The sequence below is a fragment of the Spongiactinospora sp. 9N601 genome (assembly GCF_044326295.1).
Lineage (GTDB): Bacteria > Actinomycetota > Actinomycetes > Streptosporangiales > Streptosporangiaceae > Spongiactinospora > Spongiactinospora gelatinilytica.
Window position 1 is genome coordinate 422,692 of sequence record NZ_JBIRBB010000008.1, and the last position, 15,763, is coordinate 438,454.

Consider the following 15,763-nt stretch of genomic DNA (forward strand, 5'->3'; position numbering starts at 1 on the left):
ATGCGTTCCTGGCTCTACTGCGCGATATATCCCGGCACCTTCGATCGGCTCGACGGCGTGATCCAGGAGCTGGTGGCGGGGACACGCGGCCTGGCCGAGACCGGAACCGAGCGGAACCGCTGGTTCTACCTCCGGTTCTTCGACGTCGGCGGCCCGCACGTCAGGCTGCGCGTCCAGGGGCCGGCCGGGCTGCTGGACGAGGTCCACGCCGACCTCGTCAGCCGCTTTCCCGACTTCCTGCGCAAGGCTCAGACGGATTCCGGCATCCCGGCCGCGACCGTGCCGGGCACGTCTCCCACCGACTACTGGGAGGCCGTCGACTTCCGGCTTTACGAGCCCGAGCTGCGCCGTTACGGAGGCGCCGAGGGCGTCCGGGTGGCCGAGGACAATTTCATGATCTCCAGTGCGATCGCGCTGCGGGCGGTCAGCGAGGGCCTCGATCACCTCCAGCGCCAGGCTCTCGCCGCGCTGACGATGGAGAACGCCCTCCGGCACTGCCTGCCCGGCGCAGAGGAGCAGTTCTGGTCCAAGTACCTCTGGTACTGGACGGGCAGGGACGAACCCTTCGCACCCGCCGGCCGTACGGCAGCGGCGGCGTCGGCCGCCCGCCTGGCGCCCGCCATCGACGCCGCCGGCGACGATCTCCCACCGCCCCTCGTTGCGGACGCCGACAGGTACGGCGGCGCGATCCGGGCGACCGCCTCGGAGGCGATCGCCGCCGGTGTGCCGCTCACCACCTGGCAGTGGGTGTTCCACCTGCTTCACCTGCACAACAACCGGCTGGGAATCACGCCGGGTGACGAAGCCGTACTCGCCGCCCTGCTGGGTGGAACACCGAAGGAGAATGCCGATGCGAGTGAGCAGCGATCCGATGGCCGACCCACCGCCGACCACCGTTGAGGACGCGCTGCGGCGGCTGGATCCGCTCATCGACGCCCGCGGCTCCCTGATCAACCTCGTCACCCGGATTCCGATGACCACCGGACGGCAGCGCTTCCCGGTGTACAGCGCGGGCCTGGGCGATCCCGGGGCGATCCTGCCCGGCACGGCGAACGCGCGTGGGCTCATGAAGTGGGCCGCCCTGGACGGCGCGGGCAGCGGGCTCGTCGAGGAGACCGCCCGGCTGACCGCCACGGTCGAGACGATCGAACGCTACTCCAGTTGCCTGTGGGACTCGGAGCAGTTCCGGTGGGCCAGCGCGCGCTCCCTCGGGGACGAGGCACTGGACCTGAGCCGGGTGCCACGGTGCTCCGAGTCCGAGCTGGCCTCCCCCGCATGCCCGGTCCTGGCCCCCGACCTGGACGCGCCGATGCGCTGGGTGCGCGGTGTGGACCTGGCCACCGGGGAACCTCGATGGGTGCCGGCGGTCATGGTCTACCTGCACATCCCCGTCGTGAGCCGCGGCGAACGGTTCTGGCTGCCCATCTCGACGGGCACGGCGGCGCACTTCGACTACGACAGCGCGCTGCTGGGCGCCGTGCTCGAGTGTGTCGAGCGGGACGGCATCGCGCTCACCTGGCTGCAGCGGCTGGCACTGCCCAGGATCGAGATCGACGTCTCCGACCCGGAACTGGACCAGGCGCTGGAGGTCTCCGCCCGGTCCGGCCTGCGGACCTTCTTCTTCGACGCGACGACCGACCTGGGCATTCCGACGGTCTACAGCGTGGACATAGATCCCCAGGCGACGAAGGTGCGCACCTACGTGATGTGCGCCACGGAGCTCGATCCCCGGCGTGCCGTGCTCAAGGTGATGCGCGAGTCGTCCTCCGGACGGCTGGCCATGCAGTACAAGAAGCCGCACGACAAACCGCTGGACGACTACATCGACGTGTTCGACGGCGCGGTTCACATGGCGGCGGCGGAACGTGAGCACGCATTCGACTTCCTCCTGGACTCCCCGCACCGCCGGCGGCTCTCCGACCTCGCCCCGGCGGTCCCGGACTCCCCGGCCGAGCGCCTGTCGTGGGTGGTGGGCAGGCTCCGGGACGCCGGGTGCACGGTCTACGCCGTGGACATCACCTCCGACGAGGCCCGGGCGACGGGTCTGCGCGTGGTGCGGGTCATCGTCCCCGAACTCGTCCCGCTGAGCTTCTCCTACCGTGCGCGATTCCTGGGCACCGCCAGGCTCTACACGGCCCCCGAGCGCATGGGCCTGCCGGCGCACGCCGAGCCCGACCTCAACCCGTGGCCACAACCCTTCGCCTGACCAGTCCGGAGAAAGAGATGAACACGACACATGTCATCGCCGTCGGGCCGTTCGCGGCCGATGTGGCCACGGTGCTCCAGCGCCGGGAGGTGGACGGCGAGCCGACTCTCTTCGCCCAGGGGCACGGCGTACTGAGCGGCCTTCTGCCACCGGCGGACACGTACGTGCTCCTGACCTCGCGGCACGACTCGAAGCTGGTGGCGGAGGTCGGCGATCTGGTCTGGAGGTGGGGCGCGTCCTTCGTCCCCGTGGTGCACGAGACACGCTGGCTCAGGGCCGGTCCCCTGATCCTCCCCGGAGAGACCGGCGCGTGTGCCGAATGCTTCGAACGCCGGTCCATACAGCATTCGACCATCGGCAAGACCATGTCCGACCTGCACGCCTTCTACGCCGGGGACCCCGCGGGGCCTGGCGGCCATCTGCCCTCCCAGGTGCTTTCGGCCGCCGGGCTGGCGCAATGGGGCCTGGCCACGCTGCGCCGCGGCGACCCCGGGACGCACGGCGCCCACCGGGCCGTGAATCTGGCGAAGGCCCAGTTCTTGCAGGGGCGGACGGTGGGGGTGCACGGATGCACCCGCTGCTACCCCGCCTCGACGTCGATCTCACGGCAGGACCGCTCGTGGCGCGGTCTCGCCGACCATCTCACTGGTGCGGGTACCGGGTCGAAGGGGGACATGTGAACACCGAAAGCACCATGGACTCACGGCATATCGCCGCCGCCATCGCCCGGGACCCGCAGCTGTCGCTTCCTGACCACCTCAAGGTCGTGGACGGGCTCGTGATCGCGGAGGTGCGCAAGGGCGAACTGCTCGTCGAGGGCACCGCCAAGCCCCAGCTCTTCAGCGGCCGGCACGTCGCATTCGTACGGCGGCTGCTTCCCCTGCTGGACGGGCGGCGATCCGCGGCGGAGGTGGCCGAGTCGCTCGGCCTTCCCTCGGTGGACATCGTCAAGACGGCACTTTCGCTGCTGTACTCCTGCGGCATGCTGGAGCAGGGTCCGACGCCCGAGGAGACGCACGCGCTGGAGCGCACTTCCGTGCCCGCGAACGTGCTCGGCTACCTGAGCAGGAATGTGGACTCCACCCGCAACAATCCCTCCGGTGTACACGCCGCCCTGAAGCTGGCGCGGCAGCCGGTCGTGGTCGCGGGTCCCCCCGGCACACTGCGATCGACCCTGGTACGGGCGGTCGGCGAGTGCGGCGTGACATCGGCGCGGGAGGCGGAGGTACCGCTCGGCCCCGCCCCGCTGCCGTCCGCTCCGATCGCCGTCGTGATCGACGACGGCACGCTGGACCTGGACCGATTGACCGCCTTCGACGCATCGGTGCGAGCGAGCGGCGGACGCTGGTTCCTCGTCTCCATGACCGGCTCGGGCGCCGTGATCAGCCCGCTCTTCGAGAACGGCTGGTCCGGCTGCCTGCCGTGTTATCGCGCGCAGCATCCGCTGCCGCGATCGGACGACGCCGCGGCGATTCCCGCCTGGCAGGAGGACCTGCTGGCCGGAATGGTGGGCGGTGAGGTGTGCCGGCTGGCGACAGGAGTGGAGCCGCTGTACGACGAGTCGGCCGTCACGATCATCGACTTCGCCGCCTGGACGGCCGAGGTCGAGACCTTCGTCCAGCTTCCCGGCTGCGCGGCCTGCCGGCCGGGCACCGAGCCGATCGAGCGGGACGACCTGATCGCGGTCGCCTTCGAACACGAGGTCACCCTGCCGCCTCGCCGGTACATCCCGCCCGGCGCACACCAGAACCACTACAGTGCCTCGAACATCGAACTCCACTTCTTCGACCGCCCGCGTGACTGGCAGCCGATCGACGCCGCCGGCGAGGCGGGCTCGGAACTGAAGGCGCTGCTGGAGTACTCCTTCGGCATCCGCGAGTTCATTCCCGCGACGGCGTCACGGGGAGCCACCCGTCGCCGCTGGGCTCCCACAGGCGGCAACATGGGCTCCCAGACCGCCTACCTGCTCCCCCTGGAATCCAACCGGGCGCGGCTGGAACCGGTGGTGCACGTCTACGATTCGGTGGCCAACCTCCTGCTGCGAAGCGGGATCGCGGTGCCCGCGAAGCGGCTCGCCGACGCCGTCCCGGGTGCCGGGGCCCTGGCGGACGCCGTGCTGGTCCTGGTCGGTGACAGCCTGAAGTTGGAGAACAAGTACCAGAGCCTGGGATATCGGATCGCCAACCTGGACTCCGGCGTCGCCACCTGGCAGCTTGCGTTCCAGGCCGCGCATCTCGGCTGGACGGTCAACGCGCTCGCCGAGTGGGACGACGGCCGGCTGGTCGACCTGCTCGACCTCGATTCCCGGCAAACGCCCGTCACCACCGTGCTCACGCTCCGCCGTACGAGCGGCGGTCCTGAACGAGAGGGCACCGCCCATGACTAGCTGGACTCCCGGTTACCGGCCGCAGGAGATCGTGAACGACCTCATCACGCGGACACATCGCGCGGGCGCGACCGGCCGGGCACGGCGGTGGGACCCTCCTGCGGAGCGAGCCCACGAGCACCGCCTTCCCCCGGCGAGCCCGACCACGGTCGACCCGATGACCGTACTGGCCCTGCGCCAGGCCACCCGCTTCTATCGTCCGACCGGCATCGACCAGGCCACGATGGCCGGAGTCCTGCAGGCTCCGTCCTCGGCGCGGGCGGCTCTGAGCACGGCGGAAACCGTCCCTCATGTCCAGATCCTGGCCGCCGCCTACCGGGTGGAGGGCCTGCGGCCCGGACTCTATGACGTGGACGCCGCCGGCACGCAGGCCACCTTCCTTGTCGACCTTCCTCCCGCCCGCGAGTGGCTGCTGCAGGACGAGTTCGCCAACGCGCCCCTCGTGACCGTGGTCACCTGCGATCTTCCCGCCGTCGCGGCGGCCGGCGCCCATGCCCACAGGATGGTCATGCACCAGGCGGGAGTGGCCGCGCACAGCATGTGGCTGGCCGCGGGCGGGCGCGGGCTCTCCGGGTCCATCTTCGGCGGGCTGGTTCCCTGGGGCATGCCGCTGTCCGGTTTCCGGCCGGGCGGCACCCGAAGCCCGCTCCTGGCGTTCGCCTGTGGTTTCCCCATGTCCGACCCGGCCATCAGCCCCTGGGGTACAGCGGGCGGGTGGACGGGAGGCTCCTGAACCTGTCGTCACGCCCCTCGGGACGGCAGAAACCTTCATCCCTACTTTCTCAGAGGTGGTCATGAAATACGCCCTCGTAGCGCTCCTAGCCCTCGGATCGTCGTTGGTCGCGGGCCCTGCCCATGCGAATTCCCCGATCAATTCATCTCCATCGGTCATCGTGTCCGATGAGATGCCGTGGCCGCCGCCCTTGCCGTGGCCCAAGACGCCTCGTTGCCCGGAACAGGCTCCGGCCGGCGCGACCTTCGTCGGTTTCGTCCAACCGCCGTACGGCCTCGGCTATGACCTCTACAAGTCGCAGCGGGAGGATGGTTCCACGATTTATCACCGGGTCTACTGCAGGCCATAAATCGTCGGTCGGGTCGCGAAGCCCGCTCCGTCGTTCACGGCCATCGCCTCCTTCGGGCTCGATGTCACGATCACGAAGGATCAGGCGATGGCCGTCCTCGTGTCTCAGTGCCATGCCCCTTCGGCGGGTTCGGCACACCCGAGACGGATCGCCCGGTCCCTACCCGTGCGACGTTGGTCGAGGCTGTTCGAGGGCCGTCCGGGACAGTTCGGGACAGCCGAAAATCTTGGTTCTGCCGCCCTGATCCCCTTCAATGAGGATCGTTCGTGTCGCAGGGTTCTGCGCACTGCCCGCGTGGCGGATCCGCCCGTCCCTGCGTCAGAACTCCGGATCATTCCGGATCGCCTCCAAGGCATCTGTACGTATCAGTTCGGATGAAAGTAGGATCTTCCAGTGAGCGGCCCTGTCGCACATCCCCGCCTAGAACTCGACGCCGTGATCCATCCGCCCATTCGCTTCTCGGTCCTTGCGATTCTTTCCAGAAGCAGAACATTAGAGTTCGGCAAGATGCGCGATGCGGTCGCCGTCAGCGCGGGTGCGTTATCGAAGCATATGAAATCACTGGAGCTGGCCGGCTACATTCAGGTTCAGAAAGGATATGTGGGCAGGCGGCCACGCACCTGGCTCGCCATAACACAGCCGGGGCTTGACGCGTTCGAACGGCACGCGGCAGCCCTGCTGGCGATCTCGCGAGGACAGTCCTGAGCGAAGGACCGTCCTGTGAAAAGGCGAGCCCGTAGGGACATACCGCATCCCGGCGGGCGAGGAACACCGCTTCGTGGACATCACCGAGGATCTGGCACTGCTGGTCGTGTCCGGCCCGGCCTGCGACTCGCGCGTGGACTCCCGGTCCTGACAGGTGCCGGCGACTGATGCCCGAGACGTCATGCGTATGGCCGCGGCCACCCGGGCCGCGACCGTACGGATGATCGGCTTTGCTGTTATCTGATGGACTTGCCGTTGACCAGTGGCAGTGAAATCGACGTGCCGGTCAGCTCGACGGTGACCTTGGCCCCGGTGCCGGGTTCGACGTCGGTGCCGGAGCCGGAGCCGCTCTCATCGAGGTTGAAGTCGTCATTGGTTCCGGTCAGTACCAGGCCCAGCCGGTGCCCCGCCTTGAACTCGTAGTCCTGCGGCAGCATCGACCAGGTGATCTGGTATGACTTGTCCGGCGTCAGGGGGGTCTGGCGGCTGAGCGACTTGTGGTTCTGGGCGTCCAGGATCGCTCGGGTGACCACGTTGAAGCCGGAGGTCGCCGTGTTGTCGACGGCCTTGAAGTAGCAGCCGTCGTCATCGGCCGTGCTCTCGCCGACGCAGTCCTCGCCGCCGATGATCTTGAGACCTTCCCCGGACGCGGCACCGCGTTCGCGGTGGTTGATCCGGGTGTCGGTGCCGTAGTCGACGAGCAGGGCGCCCAGGTTGGCGGTCGGCTTGTCCAGCTTGAGGCGCAGGCTCACCGACGGTGTCCCGGACAACCGGACCGCGTTCTTCAACGGCGGGGTCAGGAATGCCAACCGGTGCCGGTTGGGGGTGGCGGGATCGGTCGCCATCGCGATCTCGGTCTGGGCGATGTCGAGGTAGCCGCCGGTGCCGGGCGACGGCTTGCGGCCCAGGGAGCCGTCCTGCTGCGGCCGCAGGGTCGTCGCCCGCGCCGCGGGTGCCGGCCAGGCGTCCTGGGTGATCCAGCGGCCGGGACCATGCTGCACGTCGACGCGCGGCCGCTGCATGATGTCGTTCCGGACGCCCATCAACTCGTGGTCGAACCACTTGTTGAGGGTGGTGAGCCACACGTCGCGGCGGGCCCAGAACGGGTCGAGGTGACCGTACTGCGTCACCCATGCCTTGCGTTCCACCGTGCGGGGCAGTTCGGCCCACCACTGGGAGAACTGGCTGCCGATCACATTGCGATCCTGCATGCCCATCACCGCGAAGACGCTGGCATGGACGTTGCGCGCCTTCGAGATCGGCCCGGTGCGGTAGTCGCGCTCGTGCCAGTAGGCGTTGTAGTTGCCGGTGTCATCGCCGGATTCGGCGTCCATGCGCCGGCGCAGCGCCTCACACTTCGCCGCCGGATCCTTGTCGACGTGCTCGGACTGCCACCTCGCCCCGCCCTTGAACCAGGTGAGGACGCCGTTGACGTGCCCGTTCTCGTAGCCGCTGGTGTAGGCCGCGAGCGGAACGATCGTCTCCAGCCCTGCCACGCCGGTGCCGGCGACGCCGACGCCGAGCGCTCCCTCATAGGAGTGGCCGATCATCCCGGTGCGTCCGGTGGTCCAGGTGGCTTTGACCGGGTCGCCCTTGTCGTCGAAGGCGGTCGCCCGGCCGTTCAGCCAGTCGACGACCGCCTTGCCGCCGAGCACGTCGGAGGCGCCGTAAGAGGCCGGGCAGCCGTCGGACAACCTGGTGCCGATCATGTCGACGGACACGAACGCATAGCCGCGCGGCACGAAGTAGTTGTCGTAATACATCGGGAATTTCGTCACGTTCCCGTTCGCGTCGTACTTCTTCTTCTCAATCTCGAAGCCGACGCCGGGGTTGTCGTAATACGGGCTCTCATGCATGATCACCGGGACCTTGAGCCCGGAACCGGACTCTTTCGGCCGGATGATGTCCACCCTGACCAGATCCTTCTTGCCGTCGCCGTCGCTGTCGACCGTCGACTGCACCCGGACGTGCTCACGGATGGCGTCCTGGTAGGAGAAGACGGGCTGGGTGAGCCCGCCGGAGACTTTGATCTTCGGCTTCGCCGTCGCGGACGCGGCGGGAGCGCCGGCGACCGCGAGCGCGGTCGCAAGTGTGACCGCGGCGAGAAACCCTCGCCGCTGGGAGTTCGACATGTGTTCCCCTTTTGGGCTGGATACTGCGATCGGTGGTCTCGCCATGGCGTCAACGAGGTGCCATGGCGAGGCCGTGACGAGATGGCGCGAGCGCAGCGGGCGGCCGGTGAAGAACGCTTCGCGCTGCGTATCTCGGGCCTGGCGGCGTCGGCAACGGGACCTGGCGCCGGCCGGGAAGCCCGACCACTCACGGCATCCACCGTTGCCGACCGCACCGATATCGGGCCGTCACCGTGCTGACATGGCCGCTGACGCGGAACCGCGTCAGACCCGCTCGCCACCGGACCTCCGTCGCCCTGACCGCGCTCTCCCCGGCATCGCCCGGACCGGCCCCTGACAGAGGAGGCGGTGCGCCTCGCGCGCAGATGCCCACTACTCCGTGATACTGTGTACTAGTACTCAGTGCCACCGAGTACCAGGGAGGACGGAAGAGGCCCACAATGGACCACCTGACGGAGATGCTGAAGGGCACGCTTGAGGGCTGCGTGCTTGAGATCATCGACAGCGAGGAGACCTACGGGTACGCCATCACACGTCGGCTGAACGAACTCGGCTTCGCCGACGTCGTCGAGGGGACCGTTTACACCATCCTGCTGCGACTGGAGAGAAACCGGCTCGTCCAGGTGACGAAACGACCGTCCGGGCTGGGCCCCCCGCGCAAGTTCTATGCGCTCAACGAGGCAGGGCGCCAAGAACTCGCGACGTTCTGGGCGAAATGGGAGTACATCACATCACGGATCGACAGGCTCAAGGAGGGCAGGAGATGAACTTCTGGGAGACCATCACAGGCAGCGATCTCACCAGGGAATGGAAGGCGTTCGAAGCCCGAGCCGCGGCATTGCCGGCCGACTACCAGGCGGCGTGGGAAGAGATCAAGGGTCATCTTTTCCCCTACACGGATTTCACGGGCCGAAACCTGATGCCGATTCTCGACGGCGCTCTGGGGCTGCTAGAGGAGACAGCGGCCGATGGGCAGAGCATTCACGAGGTGCTGGGTGACGACATCGGGGGCTTCTGCGCGGCGCTGGCCGGCGGGCAAGGGGCCCAGAGTTATCGCGACCGGTGGCGCGAGCAGTTGAACAGGAACGTCGCAAGGAAATTGGGCCGGCTGGGAGGCTGATATGGGCATCCAGGACATCATCGAGGGTAAGAAGCAATGGCGGGCGCACGTGGCGCGGGTCAAGGCGCTCCCGCCGGACTACCAGATCGTCTACCAGGAAATGCAGCGCTACTTCTTCAAGGTCGGACCGGTCGACCTGCCTGACGGGCATCTGCTCTCAGGGATCGTCGATTTCTTCGAGGAGGGCGTCGCGAACGGCAAGGGGGTCCTCGAACTCATCGGCAACGACGTCGCCGCATTCTGCGACGACCCGATCAAGGACTCGCAGACCTACGCGGACATCTATCAGCAATCCATCAGCGGCAAACCCGGTACGGCCGACAAGTAACACCCACCACCCGGCAAGCCCGCACACGAGCACCGGTGACATGGTGCTCCCGGTCTCTGCCCGGCGACTCCGGCGACTCCGGCGAGCCACAGGGCAACGCGGACAGAGACGAGGACCATGACCGATACGAAGTGGACCGGCATGGCGCCGGTATCCCTGTGACCTGCTGCAATGGGCGGTCCGCCACCCAGAGGTACCGGCGCCGGGACATCGCCGAGCCGGGGCGGGCGGGCGGCACTCACCTATGACATGCGGGCTCGCGGCAGGTCGAAGCGTTCGTCACGGCGCACCGGGCCGGCCGCGACCCGCGCCGTGCCGATCCCCGGCCGCGCACACACCGGCACGATCCTCATGCGGACCCGCCCCCTCGGCGGGTCCGCTGACATGCCGAGCACGTGACACTAGCGTCGGGGCTTCACGATCGACCTGAGCTCCAGATACTCCTTCAGGCCCTCTCTGCCCAGTTCCCGCCCTATCCCCGACTGTTTGAAGCCGCCCGCGGCCGTTCCCCGCGCCGGTGTGCTCGCGTTGATGTTCACCGTGCCCGCCCTGATGCGCCTGGCGAACGCGAGCCCCCGGTGCTCGTCGGCCGTCCAGACGCCGCCGTACAATCCGAAGTCAGAGTCGTTGGCCAGGTAAGCGGCGTCGTCGTCATCGTCGTAGGGGATGACGGCGAGCACCGGCCCGAAGATCTCCTCTCTGGCGATCCGCATCGAGTTGCGCACGTCGTAGAAGACGGTGGGCTCGATGTACCACCCGGAGGGCAGGTGAGGCGGCCGTCCCCCGCCCGTGGCGATCTTCGCTCCTTCCTCCAGGCCCGAGCGGATATAGCCCTCCACCCGTTCGCGCTGCCGCTCGGCCACCAGGGGGCCCACCCAGGTCGCAGGCTCCGAGGGGGCGCCGACGACCTGGGCGCGGGCGGCGTCGCTCACTGCGCGAACGATCTCGTCGTAGCGTGAGCGCGGGGCCAGGATTCTGGTCTGGGCGATGCAGATCTGCCCCGACAGCATCATCGCGCCCGTCACCATGGGCGCGACGACGGTGTCCACGTCGGCGTCGTCGAGGATGACGGCGGCCGACTTGCCGCCGAGCTCCAGGGTCACCCTGGCGATCCTGTCCGCGGCGATGGCCATCACCCTGCGCCCGGCGGCGGTGGAACCCGTGAAGCTCACCTTGTCCACGCCTGGGTGCGCGACGAGCTGTTCGCCGGCTTCCCGGCCCGCCGGCACAACGCTGAGCAGGCCGTGCGGCAGGCCGGCCGCGTACAGCGCCTCGGCCAGGAAGTAGGAGCTGAGCGGCGTCTCGGGGGCGGGTTTGAGCACGACCGCGCAGCCCGCGACGATCGCGGGAGCGATCTTCGCGATGGCGACGAGCAACGGCGCGTTCCACGGGGTGACGGCCACGACCACGCCGGCCGGTTCGAGGGTGGCCAGCGTCGAGCCGGCCTCGTCGGTCAGCTCCCGCTCGAAGTCGAACGTGCTCGCCAGCTCGGCGTAGTAGCGCAGGCAGTCCAGCACCGGGCCCACCTGCAAGGGGCCGCCCAGCACCACCGGCGAGCCGTTCTCCAGCGTGATCAGCTCGGAGATCTCGTCCGCGCGCTCAGCGAGGATGTCGGCCGCGCGCGCCAGGATCGCGCCCCGTTCCGCGGGGGTGCTGTCGCGCCAGACTCCGTCGTCGAAGGCCTTGCGTGCCGCCCGCACCGCGCGGTCCATGTCCGCGGCACCGGCCGCGGCGGCCCGCCCGACGACCTGTTCGGTGACGGGCGAGACGACCTCGATCTCGTCCTGGCCCAGCGGCGACACCCATTCGCCGCCGACGAGCAGCTTGGGCCGGCTGGGAGTGTCCGTGGCCATGCGAGGCCCCCTCATGATCGATCGAAGGTGTACTTGAGCATGCCCTTGTCCAGCCTGGCCAGGCCGGGGACCGCCCGCATGATGGCGCAGCGGATCTGCTCGCCGCGGGGCATCTTCGCGACTTCGGGCGAGCTGATCAGCCGCTCCTGAGCGGTGAAGCGCAGGTTGGGGTTCCAGCGCTCGACGTCGTACGGGTCGTCGAAGCCCTGGCTCACGGGGACGCCGAGGGTTTTGACGGCGGGGACGACGGTGCGCATCATCCGCGAGGAGAGCTTGGAGAAGCCCAGCAGGAGGATCTCCCCCCTGTCGAAGTGCGCGGTGATCCGCCGCAGGAGGGTGATGAAGTCGGACTGGGCGATCCACGGGTACAACCCGTCCATGACCGCCACGACGGGCCGGTGGGCCGGCAGCGCCTCCAGCCAGCCTTCGTCGCTGAGCGAGGAGCCCAGCATGTGGATGTTGGCGGTCTCCTGGTACACCTGGGCGCGAATGGCGATCATCTTGGGCAGGTCCACGTCGTACCAGTCCACGCCCGACGGCGGGTCCACGCGGTAGCCGCGGCTGTCGAGCCCGCAGCCGAGGTCGAGGACGATCGCGTCGGGGTTGCCGGCGATGAACCGGCGTACCCATCTGTCGAAGTGGGTGGCCCTGACGGTGACGTTGAGCCGTTCCTTCTGCTCCAGCTTGGGGCTCGGCGCAAGGCGCTCCCAGTCGTAGTCGAGCGCCTGGGCGACCCGCACGGCGTGCGGGTCGCCCAGGATGGGCTGTGCGGCCTTGGCGTCCACCGCGCGGGCGTGCAGGGTGATGAGCGCGGTCTCCTCCTGGCCGCTCAGCCCGGCGGTGCTGATTCCGGACATGGTGCCGCCGCCTCCTGTCGTGGCCTTCATCGCCGCATCGCGTCGACGGTCTCGACGGTGGGCGCGGGTGTGGCGTCCGGCAGCCTGCGCCGGCGCAGGTACCGGTCGAACCAGTCGACGGCGAGTTCCATCGCCTCCTCAAGCCCGGGGCCCGTGTAGAGACCGAGCACGTCGTAGGGCAGGATCTCCAGCCGCTTGGGCTCGCCGGCCTTGGCGAACGCGCTCTGCGCCTCCTCAAGCACGTGGTAGGGGTCGTAGTGGCCGTTCGCGATCATGAGCAGCGGTGTCGGCGCGAGCCGGTGGATGAGGTTCTCCGGGGCGAAGGTGAGCAGGTGCTCGGCGGAGTCGAGCGTCTTCTCGTTGCGGTAGGTGGGATAGATCCGCGACGACAACTCGTGCGCCTGCCTGGCACTGTCGTGGTCGAGGCTCAGGTGCGGCACCCGCAGGCTGGCGCCCGTCTCGTAGCGGCGCTGCCAGTCCTCGTCGAGCTGGTCGCGCATCGCCTGAAGCCCCTCGCGGCCGAGGAGCCGTTCGAGGTAACGCCAGCCGTTCCACACGCTGGGGCTCTGCACGACCACGGCCTTGACGCGCCGGTCCATGACGGCGGCCTGGACGGCCACGGAGCCGCCGATGCTGACCCCCCACAGCCCGATGCGCTCCGCCAGCACCTCCGGCCGGCTCTGGAGGTAGGAGACGGCGCTGCGGAAGTCGTCCACCTGCCAGTCGGGGTATTCCAGACCGCGCGGCTCGCCCTCGCTTGAGCCGACGGTGCGGTAGTCGATGGCCAGGACGGCGAAGCCGGCGCTGACGAAGTAGGGCGCGAAGTACGCCAGCGCCTCCTTCACCATCACACCGCTGTGGCCCAGCACCAGCGCGGGTGCCGGAGTCTCCTCCGGGAGGTACAGATCACCCGCGCAGGTCGTGCCGAGGCTGTTGAACGTCACGTGTTCCGGTTGAAGGGCCACGGCATCCACTCTCCAATCATGTCGGTGGCTACGGAAGCTACTAGCTGACGTTTACCAGCATTAGCATCTTCTTGGCAAGAGAAGGATATTTCCCTGTACACAAGGGACAGCTAGCGCTTCGATGCGACAGTCGGTTAACATGGCGAGGTGGCTGACAAGGTGAGGACAGGAAGCCGGCGCGACGTGATCTTGCACCGGGCCGCCAGGCTCTTTCACGAGCAGGGCTTCCATGGCACGAGCATCGGCATGATCGGAACGGCGGCGGGGCTGAAGGGGCCGAGCGTCTATCGGCACTTCCGCGACAAGAACGCCGTGCTGGTGGCCCTGATCGAGGAGAGCGCGGGCCGGGCGGAAGCGGACGTGGCCAAGGTCCACCAGGCGGGCGGCACCCCCGCCGAGCTGCTCACCCTGCTCATCCGCCTCCAGACGAGGCAGGCCGTCGACGACGGCCCGCTGACCGCCGTCGCGGCCCGCGAGGTCCACAGCCTGCCCGCCGAGACGCGCGAGCCGCTGCTGCTCCGGGCCCGGCGCAACAACGAGGAGTGGACGAGGCTGGTCGCCGACGCCCGGCCCGAGCTGACCGAGGACGCGGCGCGAGCACTGGTGATCGCCGCGAAATGGCTCGTCTTCACGGTCGCGACCTCCCCTTCGGGCCTGGAGGCGGACCGGCTGCATCGGTTGATCACCGGCATGGTGCTGGACCTGCTGCTGCCCGATCGCCCTGCCGACCTGTGAAACGGGAGATCGCATGGACATCGCCGGGACGACCGCGCTCGTCGCGGGCGGCGCATCGGGGCTGGGGCTGGCGACGGCCAGGACACTGGCAGAGGCGGGGGCCGGGGTCGTCATCCTCGACCTGCCCACCTCATCGGGGGCGGCGGCGGCCGAAAGGATCGGTGCCCGCTTCGTGGCGGGCGACGTCACGGACGCGGACGCCGTGAGCACGGCATTGGACGCCGCCGCCGAGTCCGGCCCATTACGGGTGGCCGTCGCCTGCGCGGGCATCGGGACCGCCGCACGCGTGCTGGGCAGGGACGGGGTCCACCCCCTCGACACGTTCGCCCGGATCATCACGATCAACCTCGTCGGCACGTTCAACGTGGTCCGCCTGGCGGCCGAGCGGATGGCCGCCGCCGCGCCGCTCGCCGGCGAGCGCGGCGTCATCGTCACCACGGCCTCGGCCGCGGCCTTCGACGGCCAGATCGGCCAGGCGGCCTACGCCGCCTCCAAGAGCGGCGTGGCCGGCATGACCCTGCCGATCGCCAGGGACCTGGCCGACCGGCTGATCCGCGTGGTGGCCATCGCTCCGGGCCTGTTCGACACACCGCTGCTGGCCACCGTTCCCGAACGGGCCAGGCGGTCGCTCAGCCGGCAGGCGCCGCACCCGTCCAGGCTCGGCAGGCCGGAGGAGTTCGCCGCCCTGGTCGCGCACGTCGTGTCCAACCCCATGCTCAACGGGGAGGTGATCCGCCTTGACGGGGCCATCCGCCTGCCCCCTCGTTGACCCGGGGCTGTATTACAGTGGGCCGCTGGATGAGGAGGAGCGTGCCCGTTGCCCTTTGACGTTGTGGAAGAGGCCGAGGACGCCTACCGCTCGCGCGGCGTGCCCGGACCCGCGCGGGCCGCCACCGGCATCGCCATCGAGCGAGCCTACAAGCTCCTCCAGGCGCACGCCCAGTCCAGCCTGCGCGAGCACAACCTGACCTGGGCGGGCTGGCAGGCGCTCATGTTGCTGAGTTTCGCCCGGCACAAGTCGCTGCCCCTGTCGCGCCTGGCCGCCAGGGCCGGCGCGCATCCGACCACGATCACCAAGACCATCGACCGTCTGGAGCGCGACGGCTTCGTGCGCCGCCGCGGCCTGGACGGCGACCGCCGCGTGACCGTTGTGGAGATAACGCCCGAGGGCGAGTCCGCCCAGGACGCCGTCATGCGGATGGAGGGCGAGTCCGGCTACGGTCTCGACGCGCTCGGCGACGACGAGATCGCGACTCTGCTCGCGCTGTTGCGCAAGCTGCGCTTGTCCCTCGGCGACATCTGGCAGGATGATCGCTCTCCCTCAGCGCACGGCTGACCCCCTTTCTGACCAGCAAGTACGCTACGCGGCCCAAATACTAGGTATGCCGACTTTT

General features: G+C 68.9%; 16 protein-coding genes. 12 read left to right on the plus strand and 4 right to left on the minus strand.

What is annotated here, in order from left to right:
- From ACH34R_RS21920 to ACH34R_RS21945, 6 genes are all read left to right on the plus strand, one after another.
- Positions 1–900 (plus strand): thiopeptide-type bacteriocin biosynthesis protein, encoded by a 900-nt coding sequence (locus ACH34R_RS21920; protein ID WP_397563319.1) that lies wholly within the window; start codon positions 1–3, stop codon positions 898–900.
- The gene (locus ACH34R_RS21925) at positions 851–2,206 is read left to right on the plus strand and encodes a YcaO-like family protein (RefSeq protein ID WP_397563320.1); all 1,356 of its coding nucleotides are present in this window, start codon (positions 851–853) and stop codon (positions 2,204–2,206) included. Before ACH34R_RS21920 ends, ACH34R_RS21925 begins: the two co-directional genes overlap by 50 nt.
- A gap of 17 nt (positions 2,207–2,223) precedes the next feature.
- Entirely contained in the window at positions 2,224–2,886 is a 663-nt protein-coding gene (locus ACH34R_RS21930; protein WP_397563321.1) for a hypothetical protein, read from the plus strand.
- Positions 2,883–4,592: a hypothetical protein gene (locus ACH34R_RS21935; RefSeq protein WP_397563322.1), complete on the plus strand. Its 1,710-nt coding sequence runs from the start codon at positions 2,883–2,885 to the stop codon at positions 4,590–4,592. The genes ACH34R_RS21930 and ACH34R_RS21935 overlap by 4 nt, the downstream gene beginning before the upstream one ends.
- The gene (locus ACH34R_RS21940) at positions 4,585–5,325 is read left to right on the plus strand and encodes a hypothetical protein (RefSeq protein WP_397563323.1); all 741 of its coding nucleotides are present in this window, start codon (positions 4,585–4,587) and stop codon (positions 5,323–5,325) included. The genes ACH34R_RS21935 and ACH34R_RS21940 overlap by 8 nt, the downstream gene beginning before the upstream one ends.
- Positions 5,326–6,067: 742 nt before the next feature.
- A complete protein-coding gene (locus tag ACH34R_RS21945; protein WP_397563324.1) occupies positions 6,068–6,379 on the plus strand; it encodes a winged helix-turn-helix domain-containing protein in 312 nt (103 codons plus the stop codon).
- 236 nt (positions 6,380–6,615) lie between these two features.
- On the opposite strand, the gene ACH34R_RS21950 is transcribed toward ACH34R_RS21945, so the two are convergent.
- Positions 6,616–8,511 (minus strand): CocE/NonD family hydrolase, encoded by a 1,896-nt coding sequence (locus ACH34R_RS21950; RefSeq protein ID WP_397563325.1) that lies wholly within the window; start codon positions 8,509–8,511, stop codon positions 6,616–6,618.
- Between the two features lie 440 nt (positions 8,512–8,951).
- On the opposite strand from ACH34R_RS21950, the gene ACH34R_RS21955 reads away from it, so the two are divergent.
- The 3 genes from ACH34R_RS21955 to ACH34R_RS21965 are packed head-to-tail and all read left to right on the plus strand — an operon-like array spanning position 8,952 to position 9,959.
- Positions 8,952–9,278 carry a PadR family transcriptional regulator gene (locus tag ACH34R_RS21955; RefSeq protein WP_397563326.1) on the plus strand — a complete coding sequence of 109 codons (327 nt, stop codon included), beginning with the start codon at positions 8,952–8,954 and terminating at the stop codon, positions 9,276–9,278.
- Complete coding sequence (locus ACH34R_RS21960; protein ID WP_397563327.1) at positions 9,275–9,631, plus strand: DUF1048 domain-containing protein; 357 nt, start codon at positions 9,275–9,277, stop codon at positions 9,629–9,631. The genes ACH34R_RS21955 and ACH34R_RS21960 overlap by 4 nt, the downstream gene beginning before the upstream one ends.
- 1 nt (position 9,632) lies before the next feature.
- Positions 9,633–9,959 (plus strand): DUF1048 domain-containing protein, encoded by a 327-nt coding sequence (locus tag ACH34R_RS21965; RefSeq protein ID WP_397563328.1) that lies wholly within the window; start codon positions 9,633–9,635, stop codon positions 9,957–9,959.
- A 401-nt stretch (positions 9,960–10,360) separates the two neighbouring features.
- Here ACH34R_RS21965 and ACH34R_RS21970 read toward each other — a convergent pair whose 3' ends face one another.
- The 3 genes from ACH34R_RS21970 to ACH34R_RS21980 are packed head-to-tail and all read right to left on the minus strand — an operon-like array spanning position 10,361 to position 13,634.
- Positions 10,361–11,812, minus strand: coding sequence for an aldehyde dehydrogenase (locus tag ACH34R_RS21970; protein WP_397563329.1), 1,452 nt, complete (start codon positions 11,810–11,812; stop codon positions 10,361–10,363).
- 11 nt (positions 11,813–11,823) lie between these two features.
- Complete coding sequence (locus tag ACH34R_RS21975) at positions 11,824–12,669, minus strand: class I SAM-dependent methyltransferase (RefSeq protein WP_397563330.1); 846 nt, start codon at positions 12,667–12,669, stop codon at positions 11,824–11,826.
- A 26-nt stretch (positions 12,670–12,695) separates the two neighbouring features.
- Positions 12,696–13,634, minus strand: a complete 939-nt coding sequence (locus ACH34R_RS21980) for an alpha/beta hydrolase (protein ID WP_397563331.1) — start codon at positions 13,632–13,634, stop codon at positions 12,696–12,698.
- Positions 13,635–13,781: 147 nt separating this feature from the next.
- Between ACH34R_RS21980 and ACH34R_RS21985 the strand changes: the two genes are divergently transcribed.
- Genes ACH34R_RS21985 through ACH34R_RS21995 form a run of 3 tightly spaced genes read left to right on the plus strand, consistent with a single transcriptional unit; the run spans position 13,782 to position 15,705 of the window.
- Positions 13,782–14,369, plus strand: a complete 588-nt coding sequence (locus tag ACH34R_RS21985) for a TetR/AcrR family transcriptional regulator (RefSeq protein WP_397563332.1) — start codon at positions 13,782–13,784, stop codon at positions 14,367–14,369.
- Between the two features lie 13 nt (positions 14,370–14,382).
- Positions 14,383–15,138 carry an SDR family NAD(P)-dependent oxidoreductase gene (locus ACH34R_RS21990; protein WP_397563333.1) on the plus strand — a complete coding sequence of 252 codons (756 nt, stop codon included), beginning with the start codon at positions 14,383–14,385 and terminating at the stop codon, positions 15,136–15,138.
- Between the two features lie 48 nt (positions 15,139–15,186).
- Positions 15,187–15,705: a MarR family winged helix-turn-helix transcriptional regulator gene (locus tag ACH34R_RS21995; protein WP_397563334.1), complete on the plus strand. Its 519-nt coding sequence runs from the start codon at positions 15,187–15,189 to the stop codon at positions 15,703–15,705.
- The last annotated feature ends 58 nt before the right edge of the window (positions 15,706–15,763 follow it).

Excerpts from the sequence above, each read along its gene's own strand:
- ACH34R_RS21950 (WP_397563325.1), bottom strand. The coding sequence starts at position 8,511 with ATGTCGAACTCCCAGCGGCGAGGGTTTCTCGCCGCGGTCACACTTGCG.
- ACH34R_RS21970 (WP_397563329.1), bottom strand. The coding sequence starts at position 11,812 with ATGGCCACGGACACTCCCAGCCGGCCCAAGCTGCTCGTCGGCGGCGAA.
- ACH34R_RS21920 (WP_397563319.1), top strand. The coding sequence starts at position 1 with ATGCGTTCCTGGCTCTACTGCGCGATATATCCCGGCACCTTCGATCGG.
- ACH34R_RS21955 (WP_397563326.1), top strand. The coding sequence starts at position 8,952 with ATGGACCACCTGACGGAGATGCTGAAGGGCACGCTTGAGGGCTGCGTG.
- ACH34R_RS21965 (WP_397563328.1), top strand. The coding sequence starts at position 9,633 with ATGGGCATCCAGGACATCATCGAGGGTAAGAAGCAATGGCGGGCGCAC.
- ACH34R_RS21925 (WP_397563320.1), top strand. The coding sequence starts at position 851 with ATGCGAGTGAGCAGCGATCCGATGGCCGACCCACCGCCGACCACCGTT.
- ACH34R_RS21930 (WP_397563321.1), top strand. The coding sequence starts at position 2,224 with ATGAACACGACACATGTCATCGCCGTCGGGCCGTTCGCGGCCGATGTG.
- ACH34R_RS21960 (WP_397563327.1), top strand. The coding sequence starts at position 9,275 with ATGAACTTCTGGGAGACCATCACAGGCAGCGATCTCACCAGGGAATGG.
- ACH34R_RS21975 (WP_397563330.1), bottom strand. The coding sequence starts at position 12,669 with ATGTCCGGAATCAGCACCGCCGGGCTGAGCGGCCAGGAGGAGACCGCG.
- ACH34R_RS21990 (WP_397563333.1), top strand. The coding sequence starts at position 14,383 with ATGGACATCGCCGGGACGACCGCGCTCGTCGCGGGCGGCGCATCGGGG.
- ACH34R_RS21940 (WP_397563323.1), top strand. The coding sequence starts at position 4,585 with ATGACTAGCTGGACTCCCGGTTACCGGCCGCAGGAGATCGTGAACGAC.